General features: G+C 50.7%; 15 protein-coding genes. 12 read left to right on the forward strand and 3 right to left on the reverse strand.

Annotation, left to right across the window (positions count from 1 at the left end):
• The first annotated feature begins 2 nt into the window (after positions 1-2).
• Entirely contained in the window at positions 3-611 is a 609-nt protein-coding gene (locus MKX68_RS13720) for a LysE/ArgO family amino acid transporter (protein ID WP_340912284.1), read from the forward strand.
• A 210-nt stretch (positions 612-821) separates the two neighbouring features.
• On the opposite strand, the gene MKX68_RS13725 is transcribed toward MKX68_RS13720, so the two are convergent.
• The 3 genes from MKX68_RS13725 to MKX68_RS13735 all read right to left on the reverse strand — a co-directional run bounded on the left by MKX68_RS13725 (position 822) and on the right by MKX68_RS13735 (position 5,384).
• A complete protein-coding gene (locus MKX68_RS13725) occupies positions 822-1,658 on the reverse strand; it encodes a methyl-accepting chemotaxis protein (RefSeq protein ID WP_124116569.1) in 837 nt (278 codons plus the stop codon).
• 379 nt (positions 1,659-2,037) lie between these two features.
• Complete coding sequence (gene moaA / locus MKX68_RS13730; protein ID WP_340912288.1) at positions 2,038-3,039, reverse strand: GTP 3',8-cyclase MoaA; 1,002 nt, start codon at positions 3,037-3,039, stop codon at positions 2,038-2,040.
• Positions 3,040-3,158: 119 nt separating this feature from the next.
• On the reverse strand, positions 3,159-5,384 hold the full coding sequence (locus tag MKX68_RS13735; protein ID WP_340912293.1) for a methyl-accepting chemotaxis protein: 2,226 nt from the start codon (positions 5,382-5,384) through the stop codon (positions 3,159-3,161).
• 524 nt (positions 5,385-5,908) lie between these two features.
• Between MKX68_RS13735 and MKX68_RS13740 the strand changes: the two genes are divergently transcribed.
• The 11 genes from MKX68_RS13740 to MKX68_RS13790 all read left to right on the forward strand — a co-directional run bounded on the left by MKX68_RS13740 (position 5,909) and on the right by MKX68_RS13790 (position 18,554).
• On the forward strand, positions 5,909-6,733 hold the full coding sequence (locus MKX68_RS13740; RefSeq protein WP_340912296.1) for an ABC transporter ATP-binding protein: 825 nt from the start codon (positions 5,909-5,911) through the stop codon (positions 6,731-6,733).
• Positions 6,714-7,526 (forward strand): ABC transporter permease, encoded by an 813-nt coding sequence (locus MKX68_RS13745; RefSeq protein ID WP_340912301.1) that lies wholly within the window; start codon positions 6,714-6,716, stop codon positions 7,524-7,526. Before MKX68_RS13740 ends, MKX68_RS13745 begins: the two co-directional genes overlap by 20 nt.
• Positions 7,523-8,461, forward strand: a complete 939-nt coding sequence (locus tag MKX68_RS13750) for an ABC transporter permease (RefSeq protein ID WP_340912304.1) — start codon at positions 7,523-7,525, stop codon at positions 8,459-8,461. The genes MKX68_RS13745 and MKX68_RS13750 overlap by 4 nt, the downstream gene beginning before the upstream one ends.
• Positions 8,462-8,561: 100 nt before the next feature.
• Entirely contained in the window at positions 8,562-9,626 is a 1,065-nt protein-coding gene (locus tag MKX68_RS13755; protein WP_339788403.1) for an ABC transporter substrate-binding protein, read from the forward strand.
• Between the two features lie 200 nt (positions 9,627-9,826).
• Entirely contained in the window at positions 9,827-11,200 is a 1,374-nt protein-coding gene (locus tag MKX68_RS13760; RefSeq protein ID WP_340912308.1) for an aspartate aminotransferase family protein, read from the forward strand.
• A 98-nt stretch (positions 11,201-11,298) separates the two neighbouring features.
• The gene (locus MKX68_RS13765; protein WP_340912310.1) at positions 11,299-12,588 is read left to right on the forward strand and encodes a M20 family metallo-hydrolase; all 1,290 of its coding nucleotides are present in this window, start codon (positions 11,299-11,301) and stop codon (positions 12,586-12,588) included.
• A gap of 4 nt (positions 12,589-12,592) precedes the next feature.
• Positions 12,593-13,474: a nitrilase-related carbon-nitrogen hydrolase gene (locus tag MKX68_RS13770; RefSeq protein ID WP_340912312.1), complete on the forward strand. Its 882-nt coding sequence runs from the start codon at positions 12,593-12,595 to the stop codon at positions 13,472-13,474.
• A 50-nt stretch (positions 13,475-13,524) separates the two neighbouring features.
• Positions 13,525-14,892: an NAD(P)-dependent oxidoreductase gene (locus MKX68_RS13775; protein WP_340915386.1), complete on the forward strand. Its 1,368-nt coding sequence runs from the start codon at positions 13,525-13,527 to the stop codon at positions 14,890-14,892.
• A gap of 697 nt (positions 14,893-15,589) precedes the next feature.
• Complete coding sequence (gene preA, locus MKX68_RS13780) at positions 15,590-16,885, forward strand: NAD-dependent dihydropyrimidine dehydrogenase subunit PreA (RefSeq protein ID WP_249912690.1); 1,296 nt, start codon at positions 15,590-15,592, stop codon at positions 16,883-16,885.
• On the forward strand, positions 16,882-18,327 hold the full coding sequence (gene hydA, locus MKX68_RS13785) for a dihydropyrimidinase (protein ID WP_340912316.1): 1,446 nt from the start codon (positions 16,882-16,884) through the stop codon (positions 18,325-18,327). The genes preA and hydA overlap by 4 nt, the downstream gene beginning before the upstream one ends.
• Positions 18,327-18,554 carry a hypothetical protein gene (locus MKX68_RS13790; RefSeq protein WP_076332526.1) on the forward strand — a complete coding sequence of 76 codons (228 nt, stop codon included), beginning with the start codon at positions 18,327-18,329 and terminating at the stop codon, positions 18,552-18,554. The genes hydA and MKX68_RS13790 overlap by 1 nt, the downstream gene beginning before the upstream one ends.
• The last annotated feature ends 13 nt before the right edge of the window (positions 18,555-18,567 follow it).

Consider the following 18,567-nt stretch of genomic DNA (forward strand, 5'->3'; position numbering starts at 1 on the left):
CGATGGAGGTTGTTATTCATGCAGTGGTTCTGGCGTTTGGCCTGATCTTGCCACTGGGTGTGCAGAATGTATTTATTTTTAACCAGGGCATGAGCCAGAGGCGTTATATACATGCACTGCCTGCTGTAATAACGGCAGGGGTCAGTGATACGCTGTTGATCGGGGCAGCCGTTGGAGGAGTATCACTCATTTTGCTGCAATGGCCATTGCTGGCGAATGTGTTGTATGGCGCAGGAAGCTTGTTTTTGCTGTATATGGCTTGGAGTATCTGGAGGTCATCCGAATCTGTGGAAGGTTCGCAGACGGTAATGTCAGCGGGGCGCCAGATTGCGTTTGCTGCATCGGTGTCTTTACTCAATCCGCATGCTCTGCTGGACACGGTTGCTGTGATTGGCACCAGTTCACTTCAGTATGAAGGGGTGGAGCGCGTCTATTTTGCCCTGACAGCGGCAGCTGTGTCGTGGATATGGTTCTTGGGACTTGCAGGCGCAGGCAGGGTGGTTGGGAGAACGGATCTAACTGGACGCATCAGTCTGGTGTTTAATCGGTTGTCCGCTGTGGTCATGGTTGGACTGGCGGTTATGATGCTGTGGAAGCTCATCTATTCATAGAAGGACCGTGATCTGGCTCGTCTTGTTTAAAATAAAAAAACTCCCCGTGACGTTAATCGCGCAGGGAGTTCAATATGAGTGCTGAATTTGGTGATCAGCATAACCTGCTGATCTAGTTATTGAGTTGGAACATGTAGTGCTCGATAACGCTTTGGTGTAGCGTCTCTTATATATGGTTAGTCATTTGAGTTAAGGTCATCGTAATCGGATCTATTCTGCCTTCAGCAGCATGGATTCAATAAACACTTTCAGATCACGGCTTACACTGTTCAACTGATCAATGACCTCGCTGAACTCGGTTACCATCACAGCCTGTTGGCTGCTAGACTGTGAGATGGATGTGATCTCTTGCTCCATCTGCTGAATGGAATGCTGAACATCCTTCAAGGAACGTTCGATATTCACCGTAGCTTCTTTGGTACCTGTAGAAAGTTTACGCACTTCAGATGCAACGACGCTAAATCCGGCGCCTGCTTCACCTGCTCTGGCCGCTTCGATGGCTGCATTCAGGCCTAACAGATTGGTCTGTTCTGAGATTTCACGGATGAATGCGGCAACTTTATTCACTTCGCCTGAGTTCTGTACAGCCATGCGGGTATTATCCAAAATCTGCGTGGAAGATGCCGTCAACTGCTCGGATTGGGCAGCTACCGTCTGCACCATATCTGTTAATTTTCCGCTGATACCGCCGATCAATTCAGTGAAGTACTCCAGTTTTTCCTCATTCTGAAGAGAGAAACCAATGGCAAGCGTGCCCACGATATTTCCTTGCTCATCCCGAAGTGGGGTAGCCGCCGAGTTGATTGATGTGCCATAGAATTTTGCATCAATTCGGTTCGCTGAAGTTTCCCCATGTATAAGTGCCCGGCGGAGTGTAGGGTCATCGAGGGAAACGGGGTCTCCTGCCTTGATGCCCAGATCAAGCTCGTTGCTGGGAACATAATACCAGAACTTCTCGGTATCGGTTACCGCAATCATGATATCGTGTTCTTTGAGCATAATTTTAAAATATGGACTCGCTGCAACGAGTGCTTCAACAATGTTCAATAAGGTTCAGCTCCTATAGTGTATGTGTGCATATTATCTAGATGTATGTATATACATCGTCAGAATTATCGGAATCTTGAAGACCCAACAAGGGCAATAAGGTATATTAATTAAATTTTTAACAAATGAAACAGGAGAATTGATGATTTTCAGGAATTTATGAAAACATAACGAAAAAGCAGGCGAGAACAATCAAGTTCTCGTCTGCTTTGCTATCCACTTATTCTATTGAATGCTCCATGTCTCGTGATCCATGTTGATTTACGTAAGGGTTCGCCGCGCCAGCGTTATCTCATCCGTTGTGTGAAGAGGTCATCCTGACGGTACAAATATGTACCCGTACGAAGGAATGCGCGGTTGTGTTATATGCGTACTGTTGCTATCCGCCAATCTGGGACATGCGCCGTACCGTCGGCGTGTGAGATTGCATTTTTTGTTCCAAAGCCAGAGCCATCTCATGGTTCTTTGGTTTCGTACCCAGCGCTTTGAGGAAAAGCGCCGCCATGGCATCCGGATCATCCACGAAGCGGCGAACATTATACTCATCCGACCAGTACAGGCAGGCTTTGATATGTCCGTCAGCGGTCAGCCGAAGTCGGTTGCAATTGTCACAGAAGTGATCGCTCACGGGATGAATCAATCCAAATGTGCCTTCGGAGCCCGCAATTTTCATATTGCGTGATGGGCCATTGCCCGCAGGGCCTGTTGTATTTTCTACCGTCCAGCCTGCTTCAGCACATACATCTGTCACGGCTTCCAGCGGCAAATAAGATTTGCGCCATGAATCCGAAGCCTGTCCAATCGGCATATATTCAATAAAACGTACATGGAGAGGTTGATCAATCGTCATTGCAATAAAATCCTTGATCTCATCATCGTTGATACCCTTCATCAGCACAACATTCAGCTTGATCGGAGCAAGGCCAGCGGCTGTTGCAGCTTCAATGCCTTTCAGTACCTTGTTCACATCTCCGCCGCGGGTAATCATGGAGAAGCGATCAGCTCGCAGGGAATCCAGACTGATGTTAATCCGGTTCAATCCAGCGTCTTTCAATGCCTGAGCTTGCTTATCCAGTAGAAGAGCGTTGGTTGTGAGTGCAATATCGTCAATCCCGTCGATGCCCGAGATCATGCCGACGAGCTTGTGCAGATCCTTGCGCACCAGCGGTTCGCCCCCAGTGAGCCTAACTTTACGCATACCCATCGGAGCAAGCACCTTCAGCACCTGTGCGATCTCTTCGTAGCTCATAATCTCATCATGTGGAGCAAACTCCATACCCTCTGCAGGCATACAATACACACAGCGTAAATTACAGCGGTCCGTAACAGAAATACGGATGTAGTCATGTATCCGGCCAAATGAATCCTGAAGCAGTTCCATGCAGACCACCCTTTCATCGGTTCAGATTGGAAATCTTCTATTATAAATGATACGACAATTTCAAAAGGAACAGTTGCATCAAATTTTAGCTATTTCTCCAATCCGCGTCAACGATAACGTCAGATGACAGCATTTTTGGCGGGGTGGTTCAGGTGGAATTGTCCCACGAGTTGTTGCAGAAAGACCGTGATGGCTTCCACGTTATGCGAAGAATGCTGAACCTGTAACATATCATGAATCAGCTCCATCATCTCAGCTTCTACCTCAGCAGAAGTCGCCCGATTTTGATGGCTGATTGCAGCAATATTCTCCATCAGCATGACCACTTGATCCACAACTTGTGTGCGCTCAGGTTCTTCAGCGGTAGCATTTTGCAGAAGTTGCGAAGCGGCCTGAACCAATGTTGTTCCTTCAGCCAGTACCTGATCACCCTCTGTGATTAATTGAGATGCAGCTCCTGCTGCCGTTGAGATTCGGTCCAGAATCTGATGAATATTTTCAGTAGAAGAGCGGGATAACTCGGCCAGCTTGCGGATTTCCCCTGCCACGACCGAGAAGCCTTGACCATGTTCGCCCACGCGTGCAGCCTCAATGGTAGCATTGAGAGCCAGCAGGTTGGTCTGAGCTGAAATTTCATCAATGACAGCCAGTGCACGGTAAATCTCTTTCATCGTATCCATGAAGGACAGGATGGTACGGTTGGTATCGGATACCGCTCCTGAGATTTGGGTCATTTTGTCGCCGATTCGTTCCACTTCCTGCTGGGCCACGCCGATCTGTTCGGTTGCAGAGGTCTCCAGTTGTTGCAGCGTTATGCGCATGTGATCGGCAGCGATTCTGGCCTGATCGAGATCTTCCAGTTGGGTGCGAATGGCCTGAATCATCGAACCAAGCTTGTGGTTCACACGCTCAGTCGTACCCTGGGTTGTCTCTGTTGAAGTTCGCATCTGATACTGGTTGTCCATAACGTCTACCGTGGCAAGTTGTACCTTCAGCATAATGCCTTCCAGAGAGTCAATCATGTTGTTGATCCACTTCGCCAGTTCACCCGATTCGTCTTGGGCAAAAGCAGACGTGTCTAGACGTTGGGTCAGATCCCCCCTGCCTTCGGCGTTAATTCGAATAAATCGGCTGATGCGGCGTAAGTCTTCATGAACCCGTCGATATTGGCTACGATGCAGCTGTAATGCAGTGAAGAATCCGAATAACACATTAAAAGCGGCCATTGCTGCCGCACTCCAACCACTACCAGTGAGGGCATAGACAAGAGCGGCTCCTGCAACGCCTGACAAAAGTGTAAAGAGACTGTGCTGCTTAAACTGGCGCCAGCCGATGCTTCGTATCCGATACACTTCCTCCAGATCCCCTTCACACATCATTCCCCAGCGATCAGGACAGTGTGGCAGCTGGAAGGTGATGCCTTTGCCGATCACAGAAATATGGCGATAATCCGAGTAGCCGGGAAAGGCTACGAACAGATTGGAACCATTCTGAATGGTGTTTGCTACCCCGGGATGCAGTTCTCCGGTCGACGGATCAGTGAACATGAGTTCCAGCTCGGTATGCTCCTTAACGGAAACGATCCCCCATTCGGTGGTTACACCATCTTTGAGGTTTTCCCCATGCGTAAAGGTACGGTCTTCGAAGCGGCTTCGGGATAAGGCGGTACCGGGTTGCAGATGGGGCCGTAATATCGACTTAGCCATAAAGAGGTAATTGTCACCGGAATCGGGATAGATATGGCCTGATTCTCGTTGGATCAGGTCACCCAGTACATCCGCGGGAACACGGTTGCATAATGAACCGACATATCGACCTTCCTGTAGAATGGGGTTGATAAACAGTAAGGTGACATCATCGTGAAAAGCGGACGAGCGCGGTCCGATATCCAACGTCAGTGGATCGGAATAAGGACCATACAAGCATTTTTTGCCCTGACGATCTGCTCTGGAGTATTTCAATCCTGGTCCAATCAATGCTTCGTGATCCTTATAGATCTGTCCAATATGTTTCTTATATGTAGAGAATACCACCTGATTCTGTTCGTTCAGCATGAATAGCTCCGTACTGTCAACGGCTCGATTATAACTGGATTGAAACCATGCATCTAGTTTGCTTAGTTGCTGTGAATCTCGTAATACATCCTGTAATTGGACCGACTGTAACTGTTGGAGCAAACGATCCAGGTGGTTCCATTGTTCATCTGCCCAGTCCATCATAAGCTGCCGTCTCGTTTCGGCAATTCCCTCAAAAATCTGTTCCACATCTTCCTTCATATGTGCGTTCAACCGATACGATCGCCACAGCGGCAATCCTTTTCTCCATCCCAGCCAATCAAACATCATGACCACCCCGATTTCTGGATTTGAAAGCTTCGTTCTACTGATCTTTGGATAGACCTATATATGTGGTTTTCAAAGTGATATATGACAAAGGAAACCAGCCTGCGTGGGGATTGATCCGGAATAGTGATACCGCCTTCATTATTCAGGAGCTTTGACTCACGTGGAGGTGGAAGTCCTTGTACGTCTATTCAATCTTTATACAAGAAAATGAACAAGAATACGAGGGGATATGTCATATTTTCCGAATATTTATTCAATAAATACAAATAATCGTGCGCTTGTTGTTAGGTGAAATATATGTTAGCTATCTACGAAGAAAATTCACATGGATGTACCTGAGAATCCATCTCATTTTACATTGTGTAACATGAACAGGCCCATACTCAAAACAGACTGTATAATGTAATCTCCGCCCAAAGCGATATAGTATTATCTAACAAGCAAAACCTGTTACGTTCGTGTATATAAACCTCCCATTCAGCCTTGGTGTGCAATGAAAATAACTTCCACAAAGGAGAATGCCAATGTCCTCCGCACCCTCAGCTACAGTCCCCGAAGCCTGCCATATTGATGTAGATCATGTGTCCGTTGTTTTTGGCACAGGTACACAACAAGTCACTGCTTTGTCGGATGTTACATTCCAGATCCAGTCCAATGAGTTTGTCTCGCTGCTTGGCCCTTCCGGCTGTGGCAAGTCGACCTTGCTCAGGCTGGTGGGTGATCTACTTCAGCCCACCTCAGGCACCGTTCGCATTGCAGGTCAGGAGCCTGAGCGGGCCCGGCTACAGCGACAATTCGGCATTGTCTTCCAGACACCAGCCTTGTTCGATTGGCGCACCGTTCGTCACAATGTGGAATTGCCCTTGGAACTGCTCGGTACCCGCCGAAAGGAGTGCCGCCGCATTAGCGGTGAACTGCTTGAAATGGTAGGGCTAACCCGCTTCGCCGACCATTATCCATGGCAACTCAGTGGAGGGATGCAGCAACGTGTATCCATTGCACGAGCCCTTGCGCTTGACCCGCCATTGCTGCTTATGGATGAACCCTTTTCCGCCCTGGACGAATTCACCAAAGAAAAACTTCAATTGGAGCTGCTTGAGATCAAGCGCTCAACAGGCAAGACCTTCCTCTTTGTCACACACAGCATCCCCGAAGCCGTATTTCTGTCCGACCGGATCATCGTACTCTCGGCGCATCCGGGGCAGGTGCATTCCATTCATTCGGTTAATCTGCCTTCTGACCGCCATAGTGAACTGAGAGAAACGGAAGCTTTCTACCACATGATCACAACCATTCGCAATTGCTTCTACGAGGAGCGTGATGAATCTCATGTCCCTGAGGTTCTTTAAACCAGGATATCGATCCTGGGTCGTCATCTGGATTATATCCGTATTGGTGCTGTGGGAAGGAATCGCCTGGATGCTCCAACTGTTCCTGTCACCCCAGCAGGCGGCGTCTCGCCTTCCTTATCTGCATGATGTTCTTGTGGCCTTGTTTCGTTACTCGGGTACGCTGGCAGAGCAGGGGGCTGTCACGTTTGGCAATGCCGCCATTGGTTTTGCAGGGGGAACGTTGCTGGGTCTGGGTCTGGCTCTACTCATGAGTGGGGCTATCTGGCTGGAGCGCACGTTATCGCCATATGTTGTCTCCTCACAGATGGTTCCGGTTATTGGTCTCGCACCAATCGTGTACGGCATCATCCACAACGCGGAGTGGGCCCGAATTGTTATGGCGGCGTATGTCACCTTCTTCCCGATCATTATCCATACGTTAAAAGGATTGAAAAGTGCAGCACCAGAGCACCTGGAACTTATGCGTTCCTGTGGTGCTTCACTGACTGCACGATATATCAAATGCCTACTGCCCTCAGCACTGCCGGGACTATTTTCTGGTATGAAAATAGCCGCTCCGCTCGCGGTGACTTCCTCCATCGTTGTGGAATTGATGGGCGCTCCCGACGGACTCGGCGTCCTGATGGTCAGTTCGTTATATTACGGTCATGCCCAAGTTGGCATGTTCTGGGCCACCATCATGCTTAGCATTGGCATTGGCCTGATCTCGTATCTGGCCATCAGTCTGGCTGAACGTTGGCTAACCCCCTGGCAGCCTGAATTCAGGGCCAAAGGAGGTGATGCCACATGAGTGAAGGTAGAGTTTTGCAACGGAAGCGGGATGAAGGTGTGGCAATTGCTGCTGTAACTGGTCCGGCAACGACCCTTACGGGTTCACAGATGACATCTGCTCCCGGATCGGAAATTCATGGACTACAGGGACAAGCCGAAAAGGCCGGATCAGGCACCGGCGTTCGCGGGCGCTCAATTGTACTGAGCATGCTTCCTTGGGGTGCAGGTGTGATGTTTCTCGCTCTCTGGCAGCTCAGGTTGTTTCATTGGATATTCGCGCTGGAAAGCTACCAACTGCCTGTGCCTTCCGCGATTGCGGCATCGATACAGGAAAATGCCAATATGCTCTTTCGTTATGCGATGTACAGCGGAACCGAAATGCTGGGAGGTTTCTTGCTCGGTTCACTGCTAGGCGCTCTGGCAGCGGCAGGTGCATCGTTCTTTCCAACAAGCGGCAGGGCGGCGGTTACGGTTCTGTCTGCACTTAACGCTGTTCCGATCGTGGCTCTTGCCCCGATTATGAACAATTGGTTTGGAGACGGGATCTGGTCCCGTATTGCTGTTGTCACGGTGATTACGATGGCAGCAATGGCTGTCAGCCTGTTCAAAGGACTGACTTCCATTCAGCCGCAGTACAGTGATCTGCTGAGTGGTCTTGCTGCAAGCAGGATGCAGTTTTTTTGGAAGCTAAGACTGCCTCACGCGCTGCCTTCCCTCTTCGCCGGACTGAAGATTAACATGTCGACCAGTATTATCGGAGCCATTGTGGGTGAATTTTTCATCGCCTCCCAGGGACTCGGGTACTTGCTCTCGGATCAGATTCGACTGGCGAACATGCCCTTGGCCTGGTCCTGCATTGTCATCGCCGCCGCGCTTGGTATTGTGCTGTATGAAGCGGTTGTCCTGGCAGAGAAGCGACTCATTCCATGGAATCGTGCACGCACAGATCACTAACGTACATCAGGATAGCAACCATAGATTGATAGAGCTGGTGAAGTAGAGCCTCACACTGTCAGATTGAAAAATCGTATATAAACAGGGGGTTGTTCTGTACATGTACAAAACGTTGAAGCCGGGTTTGCTGGTATTGGTCCTGTTGGTTGTTACGATGCTGAGCGCATGTTCTACGAAGTCCGAGCCAGCGGCTGAGCCTGTAGCTGCGAGTTCAGGAGGGGCGGGAGAAGCAGATCAACCGTTAACCAAAGTGAAAATTCAACTGAAATGGGTGCCGCAGGCTCAGTTTGCCGGGATTTACGCAGCGAAGGAAAAAGGTTTTTTTGCAGATGAAGGCATTGATGCCGAGATTATTCCGGGTGGGCCGGATATCGTGATTGAGCAGCAGGTAGTCAATGGCGCGGCCGATGTGGGGATCACGGGAGTAGACAGTCTGCTGGTCAGCAGGGATAACGGTTTGCCGCTTGTCTCGCTTGCCCAGATCTCACAGAAGAGCAGTTATCGCTTGATTGCCAAGAAGTCTCTAGGTATTACCGATCCCGCTCAGATGAAAGGCAAAAAGGTCAGTACCTGGTTTGGCAGTCAGCAGTTTCAGGTGCTTGCATTTATGGAGAAGAACGGCCTGGATCCGAAGAAAGACATTGAACTGGTGAAGCAGGGGTTCACAATGGATCAGTTTTTTAATGATCAGGTAGATGTGGCGACGGCAACGATCTATAACGAATATCACGTGGTGCTGGAAAGTGGAACAAAAGAATCCGATCTGGATGTCTTCAACATTGAAGATGCCGGTGTTGGCATGTTGGAGGATACGCTGATTGCCAAGAAGGAGTGGGTAGACAACAACCGTGAGCTTGCGGTTAAAGTGACCCGTGCCATTCTGAAAGGCTGGAATTACGCCATCGACAATCAGGATGAGACGGTGGATATCGTGATGAGTAATGTGACGGAGGGTAGCACCACTCGTGAACACCAGGTCACGATGCTCGAAGAGATTGCCAAGCTGATTCGCCCGGAAGGATTTACGGAGCAGCAGGTCGGTAGCTTTGTGGATGAGTCATTTACCCGGACTGCGGATATTGCACTGAATTATGGTTTGATCAAAAAAGCGGCCAACCTGGATGAAGCGCTGGAGAAAAGCATCTATGAAGAAGCGGTGAAATAAGCGTGGACCAACATTACACGAGAACCGAAGAGTGCAGAACCAATCTGAGGAAGCGAAGCGTGCGCCTTTATCCCCGGATTTTTCCTTAAGGAAAAATGAATCTAGAAAATCTGGGGATAACAGCGATCGGAAGATGGTACTGCAATCGGAGTGGGCATGTGTAAAGCATATTGGATCAGCTTATAGAAGGAGGATGACGAATGAGTTCTGTAGATCAGCAGCCGCAGCCGCTTGGCGGTACGAAGGAAGAATGGCTGGAGAAGGATCGCAAATACGTGTGGCATCACATCTCGCCTCATAACGATCATCCAATGATTGCGGTAAGTGGAGAAGGAAGCTGGATTACTGATCAGGATGGTACACGTTATCTGGATGCGATGTCCGGACTGTGGTGTGTGAATGTGGGGCATGGCCGTGAGGAGATTGCGAGAAGTGCCTACGAACAAATGAAAGCACTCGCTTATGTCCCGATGACGCAGAGTCACGAACCGGCGATTTTGCTGGCGGAGAAGCTGAATGACTGGCTGGAGGGGGAATATCGAATATTCTTCTCCAACTCGGGTTCAGATGCAAATGAGGTGGCTTTCAAAATAGCCCGTCAGTATCATCATCAGAATGGTGAGCCTACTCGGCACAAATTCATCTCCCGTCACCGTGCCTATCACGGCAACTCCATGGGCGCGCTGGGCGCGACCGGGCAAGCCGCCCGCAAGATCAAGTACGAGCCGCTCGGCGTAGGTTTCTCTCATGTTCCACCACCGTATTGCTACCGCTGTCCGTTTGGACGAAAAGAGGATGGATGCGGACTTGAATGTGCAACCATCTATGAAGAGGTGATTCGTTGGGAAGGTCCTGAGACGGTTGCCGCAGTAATTATGGAGCCAGTGATTACAGGAGGCGGCATGATTGTCCCACCGCCAGATTACATGCGTACCGTACAAGAGATCTGTCAACGCTATGGTGTGTTGCTCATTGTGGATGAGGTCATCTGTGGTTTTGGCCGCTCCGGGCAGAAGTTTGGTCATCAGAACTATGGCGTACAGCCAGATATTGTGACGATGGCAAAAGGCATGACCAGCGCCTATTCGCCATTATCAGCAACGGCCGTGCGAGCCGATCTGTATGACACGTTCCGCGAACCCGGACCGGATGCACATTTTCGCCATGTGAATACCTTTGGCGGGAATCCCGTATCCTGCCGGGTGGCACTGGCGAATCTGGAGATTCTGGAACGAGAGAATCTGGTCAGCCGCGCGGAGGAACTGGGATACCTGCTTCGTGAGAAGTTGGAACCTTTGCTGGAGCTGTCCATTGTGGGGGATATCCGTTCATTCGGATTCGCCTGTGGGGTGGAATTGATTGAAGCAGATGGTTCTCCTGCGGAAGCGGATAAAGTGATGAAGGTACTCGCCAGTTGTAAAAGGGACGGCATTCTGATTGGCAAGAACGGTGACACCGTGCCGGGGTTTGCAAACATTTTGACAATCTCACCACCGTTTGTCACCACCGAGGATGAGTTGGATCTGATCGCGGGAAGTTTGCTCGTTGCACTCCGTAGTCTGGACGCAGGTTAGTTGCCATACACAGGTACGACAGACGTTTACGGTTTAGCAAGCGAGCTGGAGATTTTCATATCATTACGCGATAAATAAGCGCAAGGAGGCGAGGGAGGATGCAGACCACAACAGGCAAACTCATTAATGAGCTTCGGCTGAATGAGCGAATTGAGCAGTTATCACGCATTGGCCGAATCGCGGAGACGGGTGTCTGCCGACTTGCCCTGACCCCGGAGGACATGGACGGCATCATTCAGGTTCGTCTCTGGATGGAAAATGCCGGTCTGACGACTCGACTTGATCCCTTCGGTAATCTGATTGGTCGTCTGGAAGGCGCGGATCAGGCGCTGCCGATCCTCATGATTGGTTCCCATATCGACTCTCAGCCATATGGCGGTCGATATGATGGAGCGATTGGTGTGCTCGGCGCACTCGAAGCGGTGCAATGCTTGATCGAAAATGGCATTCAGCCACGTATGCCGATTGAGGTAGTTGCCTTTTGTGATGAAGAGGGTTCCCGTTTTAACAAAGGCTTGTTCGGCTCGCGTGGCATAACCGGTCAGTTGGAAGAAGGCGAACTGGAGCGTCAGGATAAAAACGGAGTGACCCGTCGGGAGGCGCTGGAAGCCTTCGGCTGTTCTCCTTCGGATTTTGAAGAAGCGATCTATCCGCCAGGTTCCATAGGCAGTTATCTGGAGCTGCACATTGAGCAGGGGCCGGTGCTGGAAGCACTGAATGCTCCTGTGGGTCTGGTGACGGGCATCTCGGGCCCGTTATGGCTTACGGTGACGATGAAAGGCATGGCGGGTCATGCTGGCTCCGTTCCGATGGGGATGCGGCATGATGCTTTAGTAGGCAGCGCCAAAGTCATTGCGGCTTTTGACGATATGGTGAGAGAAGACCCCGAAGCCCCAACCGTAGGTACGGTGGGTAGTCTGAGGGTGTTTCCAGACTCCAGGAATATTATTCCGGAGGAAGTCAGCTTCACGATTGATTTACGAGACATGGAGATGGAGCGCAGGAACCGGCTTGAAGCCCGATTGATGAACATTTTGGATGACGTGAGTTTCCGATATGGTCTAACTTATTCGCTGACAGAGGATACGAACAGTGAGCCGAGGTATTGTGCAGAGCCAATCATGTCGGTAATACGTTCATCCGCGGAAGAGATTGGGGTTCCTTTGCCAGAACTGATGAGTGGTCCGTTCCATGATGCGTTGGCCCTTTCGCTTGTGTGTGATTATGGCATGATCTTTGTCCGCAGCAAAGACGGCATCAGTCATCATCCCAGCGAATATTCTTCGCCGGAGGATATTGGACTGGGTACGGAAGTGTTGTATCGCACCATTCGGAGGATGTGCAGTGGAGAGAATGAACCAACCATTTTACCTGAGGAGGCGTTGTGACGTTATGGGCAAAATCAGCATCGGATTAATCCAGGCTTCTCATGAGATTGAAGGTTCGGCTCCCGTTGAAGTTCACAAAGAGGCTGCGGTTCAGAAGCACATTGCGCTGGTCCGTGAAGCTGCTGCACGAGGGGCCAAGATCATTGGATTGCAGGAAGTATTCTATGGTCCGTACTTTTGCACAGAGCAGAATCCCAGATGGTATGCATCCGCTGAACCGGTGCCGGAAGGACCGACGACCAAGCTTTTTCAGGAGCTGGCGAAGGAGCTTGCAGTGGTGATTATTTTGCCGGTATACGAGGTGGAGGGCATTGCTTCGTATTACAATACGGCAGCCGTCATTGATGCAGATGGTACGTATCTGGGCAAATACCGCAAACATCATATCCCGCATGTGGAAGCAGGTGAGGGTACGAATGGGTTCTGGGAAAAGTATTATTTCAAACCAGGCAACCTCGGGTTTCCGGTATTTGATACGGCCTACGCCAGAGTGGGTGTGTACATCTGTTATGATCGTCATTTTCCGGAAGGAGCACGATTACTTGGGCTGGCAGGGGCAGAGATTGTGTTTAATCCGTCTGCTACGGTTGCGGGTACATCGGAATATCTGTGGAAACTGGAACAGCCTGCTCACGCGGTAGCTAACGGCTATTATGTTGCAGCGATCAATCGGGTTGGCGTGGAAGCGCCATGGAATATGGGTGAATTTTACGGACAGTCGTACCTGGTCGACCCGCGAGGCAGAATGGTTGCAATCGGCAGCCGTGATCAGGATGAGGTCGTCATTGGCGAGATGGATACGGAGATGATTCGTGAGGTACGTAATGTATGGCAGTTCTACCGGGATCGCAGACCGGAAACGTACGAACATCTGGTTAGTCTGTAAAAGTGGCTGGAAGCTAGCGCGAATCAAACTTCAGGAGGTGCATGACATTGATGAACAGCTCAGGAACAACGTTATCCGATTATGGGTGGGAGAGTCGTTTTGCCGAGATGAAACCCGCCATGACAGGTAAGGAAGCGATGGAAGAGTCAAACCGCTGTCTGTACTGTTACGATGCACCTTGTATCAAGGCCTGTCCAACCGACATTAATATCCCTTCTTTTATTAGCAAAATATCAACAGGGCACCTGAAAGGTTCGGCCCGCACCATCATGGATGCGAATCCGGTTGGAGCCAGCTGCGCACGTGTCTGTCCCACTGAGGAACTGTGTGAAGGTGCATGTGTGCTGAACGAATCGTCAAAGCCGATTAGAATTGGTGACTTGCAGCGTTACGCCACCGACTGGGCACGGGCGAAGAATGAGCCGTTATTCCAGGCGGCACCTGCCAATGGGAGAAATGTTGCTGTTGTAGGTGCCGGGCCAGCGGGATTATCGGCGGCACGTGAACTGGGGCGCGCAGGGTATGAGGTGACGATCTATGAAGCCAAACCCAAAGGCGGCGGGCTGAATACGTATGGCATCGTATCTTTCCGTTTGCCCGAATCGGTTGCGCTATGGGAAGTGGAGCAGGTGGAGGCACTTGGTGTGCAGATCCGTTATGGGGTGCGCATCGGTGTGGATATCCCTGCTTCGCAGTTGCTGGAGCAGCATGAAGCGGTCATTCTGGCCTGTGGCATGGGTTCAGTACCTATGCTGGGCATTGAAGGAGAGACACTGGAAGGTGTCTATGATGCGATTGAACTGGTGGAGTCTACCAAGCAGGGTGTTCCACCCGCGCTGAATGGTCTAAAGGTCGCCGTTATTGGCGCGGGCAATACGGCGGTAGATGCAGCGACCTGTTCGGTACGTCTTGGTGCCGAGAGGGTGCAGATGTTATATCGGCGCGGGGAAAGCCAGATGACGGCGTATTCGTTTGAATATACGTTTGCCAAGCAGGAGGGTGTGGAGTTCCGCTGGTTTACGATGCCACAGCGTATCATTGGAGACGAGAACGGTCGGGTTCAGGCTGTAGAATGCGTGAGAATGGAACTGATTACCCCGCCTGGCGGTGGGCGTGCATTGCCTGTGCCTGTCGAGGGATCGGAGTTCATGATTGAATGTGATACGGTCATCCGGGCGATTGGACAGCATCGTTTATTACCATTAATTGAAGCGTTTGGGCTGCGTCACCAATGGGGCGTCGTTGAGATTGAGCCGCATACGTTTCGTACCTCGCACCCTCAGATCTATGCGGCAGGAGACGTTATTTTTGGTCAGGGCCAGGGAGAGGCAATGGTTGTCTCGGCTGCACAGCAGGGTAAGCTGGCAGCTGCCGCAGTCATGAAGGCGTTACCTGGACAGGTGGAAGAGACGGCGTGAGTTGTGAGGGAGACAAAGGGAAGTGGAGAGTACACGTAAAGCGTGGAATGAGAGCATCCAAGGAGAGTACGGGTGGGAGGGCGCAAGGGACTAATAGAGTGATAGAGGTGTAGATCAGATCTGAGCAAGAAGTGTGGGTACATCAATTCCTAATGTCCCTGACGCGCTAACGAACCCTACACACCTTATAGTGGCAATTACCGAGGATTGGAAAATCTAACGAATCTCACACGTCTTATGTTGACGAACACCTGTTGAAATGAAGCCGAAATGAGCTACTACAGCCAAATAAGACTTTTACGATTCGTTAGATTTTGAAAGTGCCGCTAATGAGCCCAATAAGAGCTGTATAGTTCGTTAGAATTTAGGTGCGTACTATCTAGAAACACCCGTTCTACGCAGAGATCCTGAGCACGACCAAATATCCAGTACAACGATAAAAATTGAACTTAACATTTACACGAAACGGAGAGGACAGAAAGAACCTGAAGAAGCGGAGAGCTAAAAGCTTTCTGAAAGAAAGCTGCATCGGAAGCATACTCTTGCCTTTATCCCCGGATTTTCCCTTTATAAAAGGAATCAAAAAAATCTGGGGATAACAGCGATAGGAAGGTTATTCTGTCATCGTAGTGTCAGTGTAAATAATCTTTAGTTCAACTTATATAGTAAGTTCAAACAACACCAAGGAGGGATCGTTATGGCTGACTTATCTATTAATCTGGCAGGTATTCGATCACCCAATCCATTCTGGCTGGCTTCAGCACCACCGACCAATACGGGCTATCAGGTCCAACGTGCGTTCGAGGCAGGCTGGGGTGGCGCGGTGTGGAAGACGCTGGGTGAGCCAATTATCAATACATCCTCCCGTTTCGCTGCGGTCCATTTTGGTGGGCAACGGGTGGCGGGGTTTAACAATATAGAATTGATATCGGACCGTCCGCTGGAAGTAAATCTGCGGGAGATTGCCGAGACCAAGAAACGATTCCCGGATCGCGCGGTTGTCGCTTCACTGATGGTGGAACCTACGCGAGAGAAGTGGCATGAGATTGTCAAAAAGGTGGAGGCCGTCGGCGTCGATGGCCTGGAGCTGAACTTTGGCTGCCCGCATGGCATGGCCGAACGAGGTATGGGAGCCGCCTCTGGTCAGCAACCTGACCTCGTAGAACTCCAGACGATGTGGGTGAAGGAAGTGGCGACCACACCGGTGATCGTGAAGCTCACGCCAAATATCACGGATATTACGGCGACAGCCCGGGCAGCTGTACGAGGTGGCGCGGATGCGATCTCTCTGATCAATACCATTAACTCTCTCGCAGGTGTGGATCTGGATTCGTGGAATACCGTGCCCCATGTGGGCGGCAAAGGAGCACATGGCGGATACTGTGGCCCAGCCGTGAAGCCAATTGCACTGAACATGGTTGCTGAGTGCGCGCGTAATCCGGAGGTGGGTGTGCCGATCTCGGGTATTGGTGGAATCTCGGACTGGCGGGATACGGCAGAGTTTCTGCTCATGGGTGCTACAGGGGTTCAGGTATGTACCGCAGCGATGCATCATGGATTCCGCATTGTGGAGGACATGATTGATGGGCTGAACGATTATCTGGATGAAAAGGGTCTGAGCAGCGTAGCAGAACTGGTAGGTCAGACGGTTCCACGTTACTCGGATTGGGGCAATCTCGATCTGAACTACAAAGTGGTCGCCCGCATCAACCGCGATGTCTGCATCAATTGCAACAAATGCCATATTGCTTGTGAGGACACCTCGCACCAGTGTATTGATATGTTGACCGACCCGTCCGGCTCCTATCTGGAAGTGGTGGAAGAGGACTGTGTTGGTTGTAATCTGTGTTCGATCGTTTGCCCGGTGGATGGGGCGATTGACATGGTTGAACTTGTACCTGAGCAGGAACCTGTAACCTGGAATGAACGTCAGTCTGCGATTGCCATGCTGCAATCCGTTAGAGATCAATCAACCAAGGAGGCGATATCATGAGTACCCGCAAATTGATTCGTAATGGTGTGTTGGTCACAGCGTCAGATACCTTTGAAGCAGATATTTTGATCGAAAAGGGTAAAATCACCCAGATTGGCATCGGGCTGGTGCCTGACGAACGAACGGAAGTCGTGGATGCAGCGGGTTGTTACGTCATTCCGGGCGGCATCGACCCGCATACACATCTGGATATGCCATTTGGTGGAACGGTAACGGCGGATGATTTTGCGACGGGAACAACAGCGGCAGCCTTTGGTGGTACAACAACGATCATTGATTTCTGCCTGACACAAAAAGGCCGTCCCTTAATCGAATCCCTCCAGGAGTGGCATGCCAAGGCCGAGGGTAAAGCCTCCATCGACTACGGTTTCCACCTCATGATTGGGGAGATGAATGATCAGGTGCTGGAAGAGTTACCGCAGATCATTGAAGAAGAGGGTGTGTCATCCTTTAAGGTGTTCATGGCGTATAAAAATCAGTTTCAAGCCGATGACGGGATTCTCTTCCAGACTTTGCAAAAGGCAAAAGAGTACGGCGCACTCGTCATGGTGCATGCCGAGAACGGGGATGTTATTGACCTGCTGGTTCGACAGGCGCTCGCTGAAGGGCGCACCGAGCCGATTCATCATGCGCTGACTCGTCCATCCATGCTGGAGGGAGAAGCGACAGGCCGGGCGGCACGTCTGGCTGCACTTGCGGATTCACAGTTGTATGTGGTGCATGTGACCTGTGCGGAGGCTGTGGAACAGATCGGGCGTATGCGTGAAATGGGATACCGAATCTGGGGGGAGACCTGTCCTCAGTATTTGACGTTGGATCAGTCGATCATGGATCAGCCGGACTTCGAGGGTGCAAAGTATGTCTGGTCACCACCGCTGCGGGAAGCGGCTCACCAGGACGTGTTGTGGAATGCATTGAAAAGTGGTCAGTTGCAGACGATTGGCTCCGATCATTGCTCGTTTAATTTCAAAGGGCAGAAGGACCTGGGCAAGGATGATTTTAGCAAAATTCCGAACGGGGGACCTGTCATTGAAGATCGCCTCAGCATTCTGTATTCGGAAGGTGTAGTCAAGGGGCGGATTACGCTCAATCAGTGGGTCGATCTGTGTTCGACAAGAGCGAGCAAGTTATTTGGATTATTTCCGCAGAAAGGGACTCTGGCTGTAGGGACAGATGCGGATATCGTTATTTTTGACCCATCTGTAAACAGGGTGATCTCGGCAGATACGCATCATATGAACGTGGATTACAGTGCATTTGAAGGGATGCAGGTACAGGGATGTCCAGTGACGGTGATGTGTCGCGGGGAGTATGTCATTCGGGATCGGCAGTATGCCGGAACAGCAGGGGCAGGCCAATATGTGAAGCGCAACAAGTATGATGCAGGCGCACCCATACCGATGAAACAGCCTGTGACGGCAGTGAATGGAGGGAGAAGCTGATGTCCGATCATGATATGTTTGAAGCCGAGAGGATCGCCATAGAGCGAATGGTTGCGCAGGGTTATCGGATCTATGCGGTACGGGAACATCTGGAGGGTGCTCACGTCATATGGGGGCACCCGGATCTTCCCGAAGAGAAACAAGAGCAATACGTAGGCACAGCGTCTGGACGGAAATGGTTCAGTCACATCCTGATTCGCCAGCTTCAGGAGCAGCGGGGAGCGTAGTCTGTACTGAAGC

The organism is Paenibacillus sp. FSL M8-0212 (assembly GCF_038004645.1).
GTDB lineage: Bacteria > Bacillota > Bacilli > Paenibacillales > Paenibacillaceae > Paenibacillus.

Excerpts from the sequence above, each read along its gene's own strand:
- hydA (WP_340912316.1), top strand. The coding sequence starts at position 16,882 with ATGAGTACCCGCAAATTGATTCGTAATGGTGTGTTGGTCACAGCGTCA.
- MKX68_RS13750 (WP_340912304.1), top strand. The coding sequence starts at position 7,523 with ATGAGTGAAGGTAGAGTTTTGCAACGGAAGCGGGATGAAGGTGTGGCA.
- MKX68_RS13775 (WP_340915386.1), top strand. The coding sequence starts at position 13,525 with ATGAACAGCTCAGGAACAACGTTATCCGATTATGGGTGGGAGAGTCGT.
- MKX68_RS13790 (WP_076332526.1), top strand. The coding sequence starts at position 18,327 with ATGTCCGATCATGATATGTTTGAAGCCGAGAGGATCGCCATAGAGCGA.
- MKX68_RS13720 (WP_340912284.1), top strand. The coding sequence starts at position 3 with ATGGAGGTTGTTATTCATGCAGTGGTTCTGGCGTTTGGCCTGATCTTG.
- MKX68_RS13770 (WP_340912312.1), top strand. The coding sequence starts at position 12,593 with ATGGGCAAAATCAGCATCGGATTAATCCAGGCTTCTCATGAGATTGAA.
- moaA (WP_340912288.1), bottom strand. The coding sequence starts at position 3,039 with ATGGAACTGCTTCAGGATTCATTTGGCCGGATACATGACTACATCCGT.
- MKX68_RS13740 (WP_340912296.1), top strand. The coding sequence starts at position 5,909 with ATGTCCTCCGCACCCTCAGCTACAGTCCCCGAAGCCTGCCATATTGAT.
- MKX68_RS13745 (WP_340912301.1), top strand. The coding sequence starts at position 6,714 with ATGTCCCTGAGGTTCTTTAAACCAGGATATCGATCCTGGGTCGTCATC.
- MKX68_RS13735 (WP_340912293.1), bottom strand. The coding sequence starts at position 5,384 with ATGATGTTTGATTGGCTGGGATGGAGAAAAGGATTGCCGCTGTGGCGA.
- preA (WP_249912690.1), top strand. The coding sequence starts at position 15,590 with ATGGCTGACTTATCTATTAATCTGGCAGGTATTCGATCACCCAATCCA.
- MKX68_RS13765 (WP_340912310.1), top strand. The coding sequence starts at position 11,299 with ATGCAGACCACAACAGGCAAACTCATTAATGAGCTTCGGCTGAATGAG.
- MKX68_RS13760 (WP_340912308.1), top strand. The coding sequence starts at position 9,827 with ATGAGTTCTGTAGATCAGCAGCCGCAGCCGCTTGGCGGTACGAAGGAA.
- MKX68_RS13755 (WP_339788403.1), top strand. The coding sequence starts at position 8,562 with ATGTACAAAACGTTGAAGCCGGGTTTGCTGGTATTGGTCCTGTTGGTT.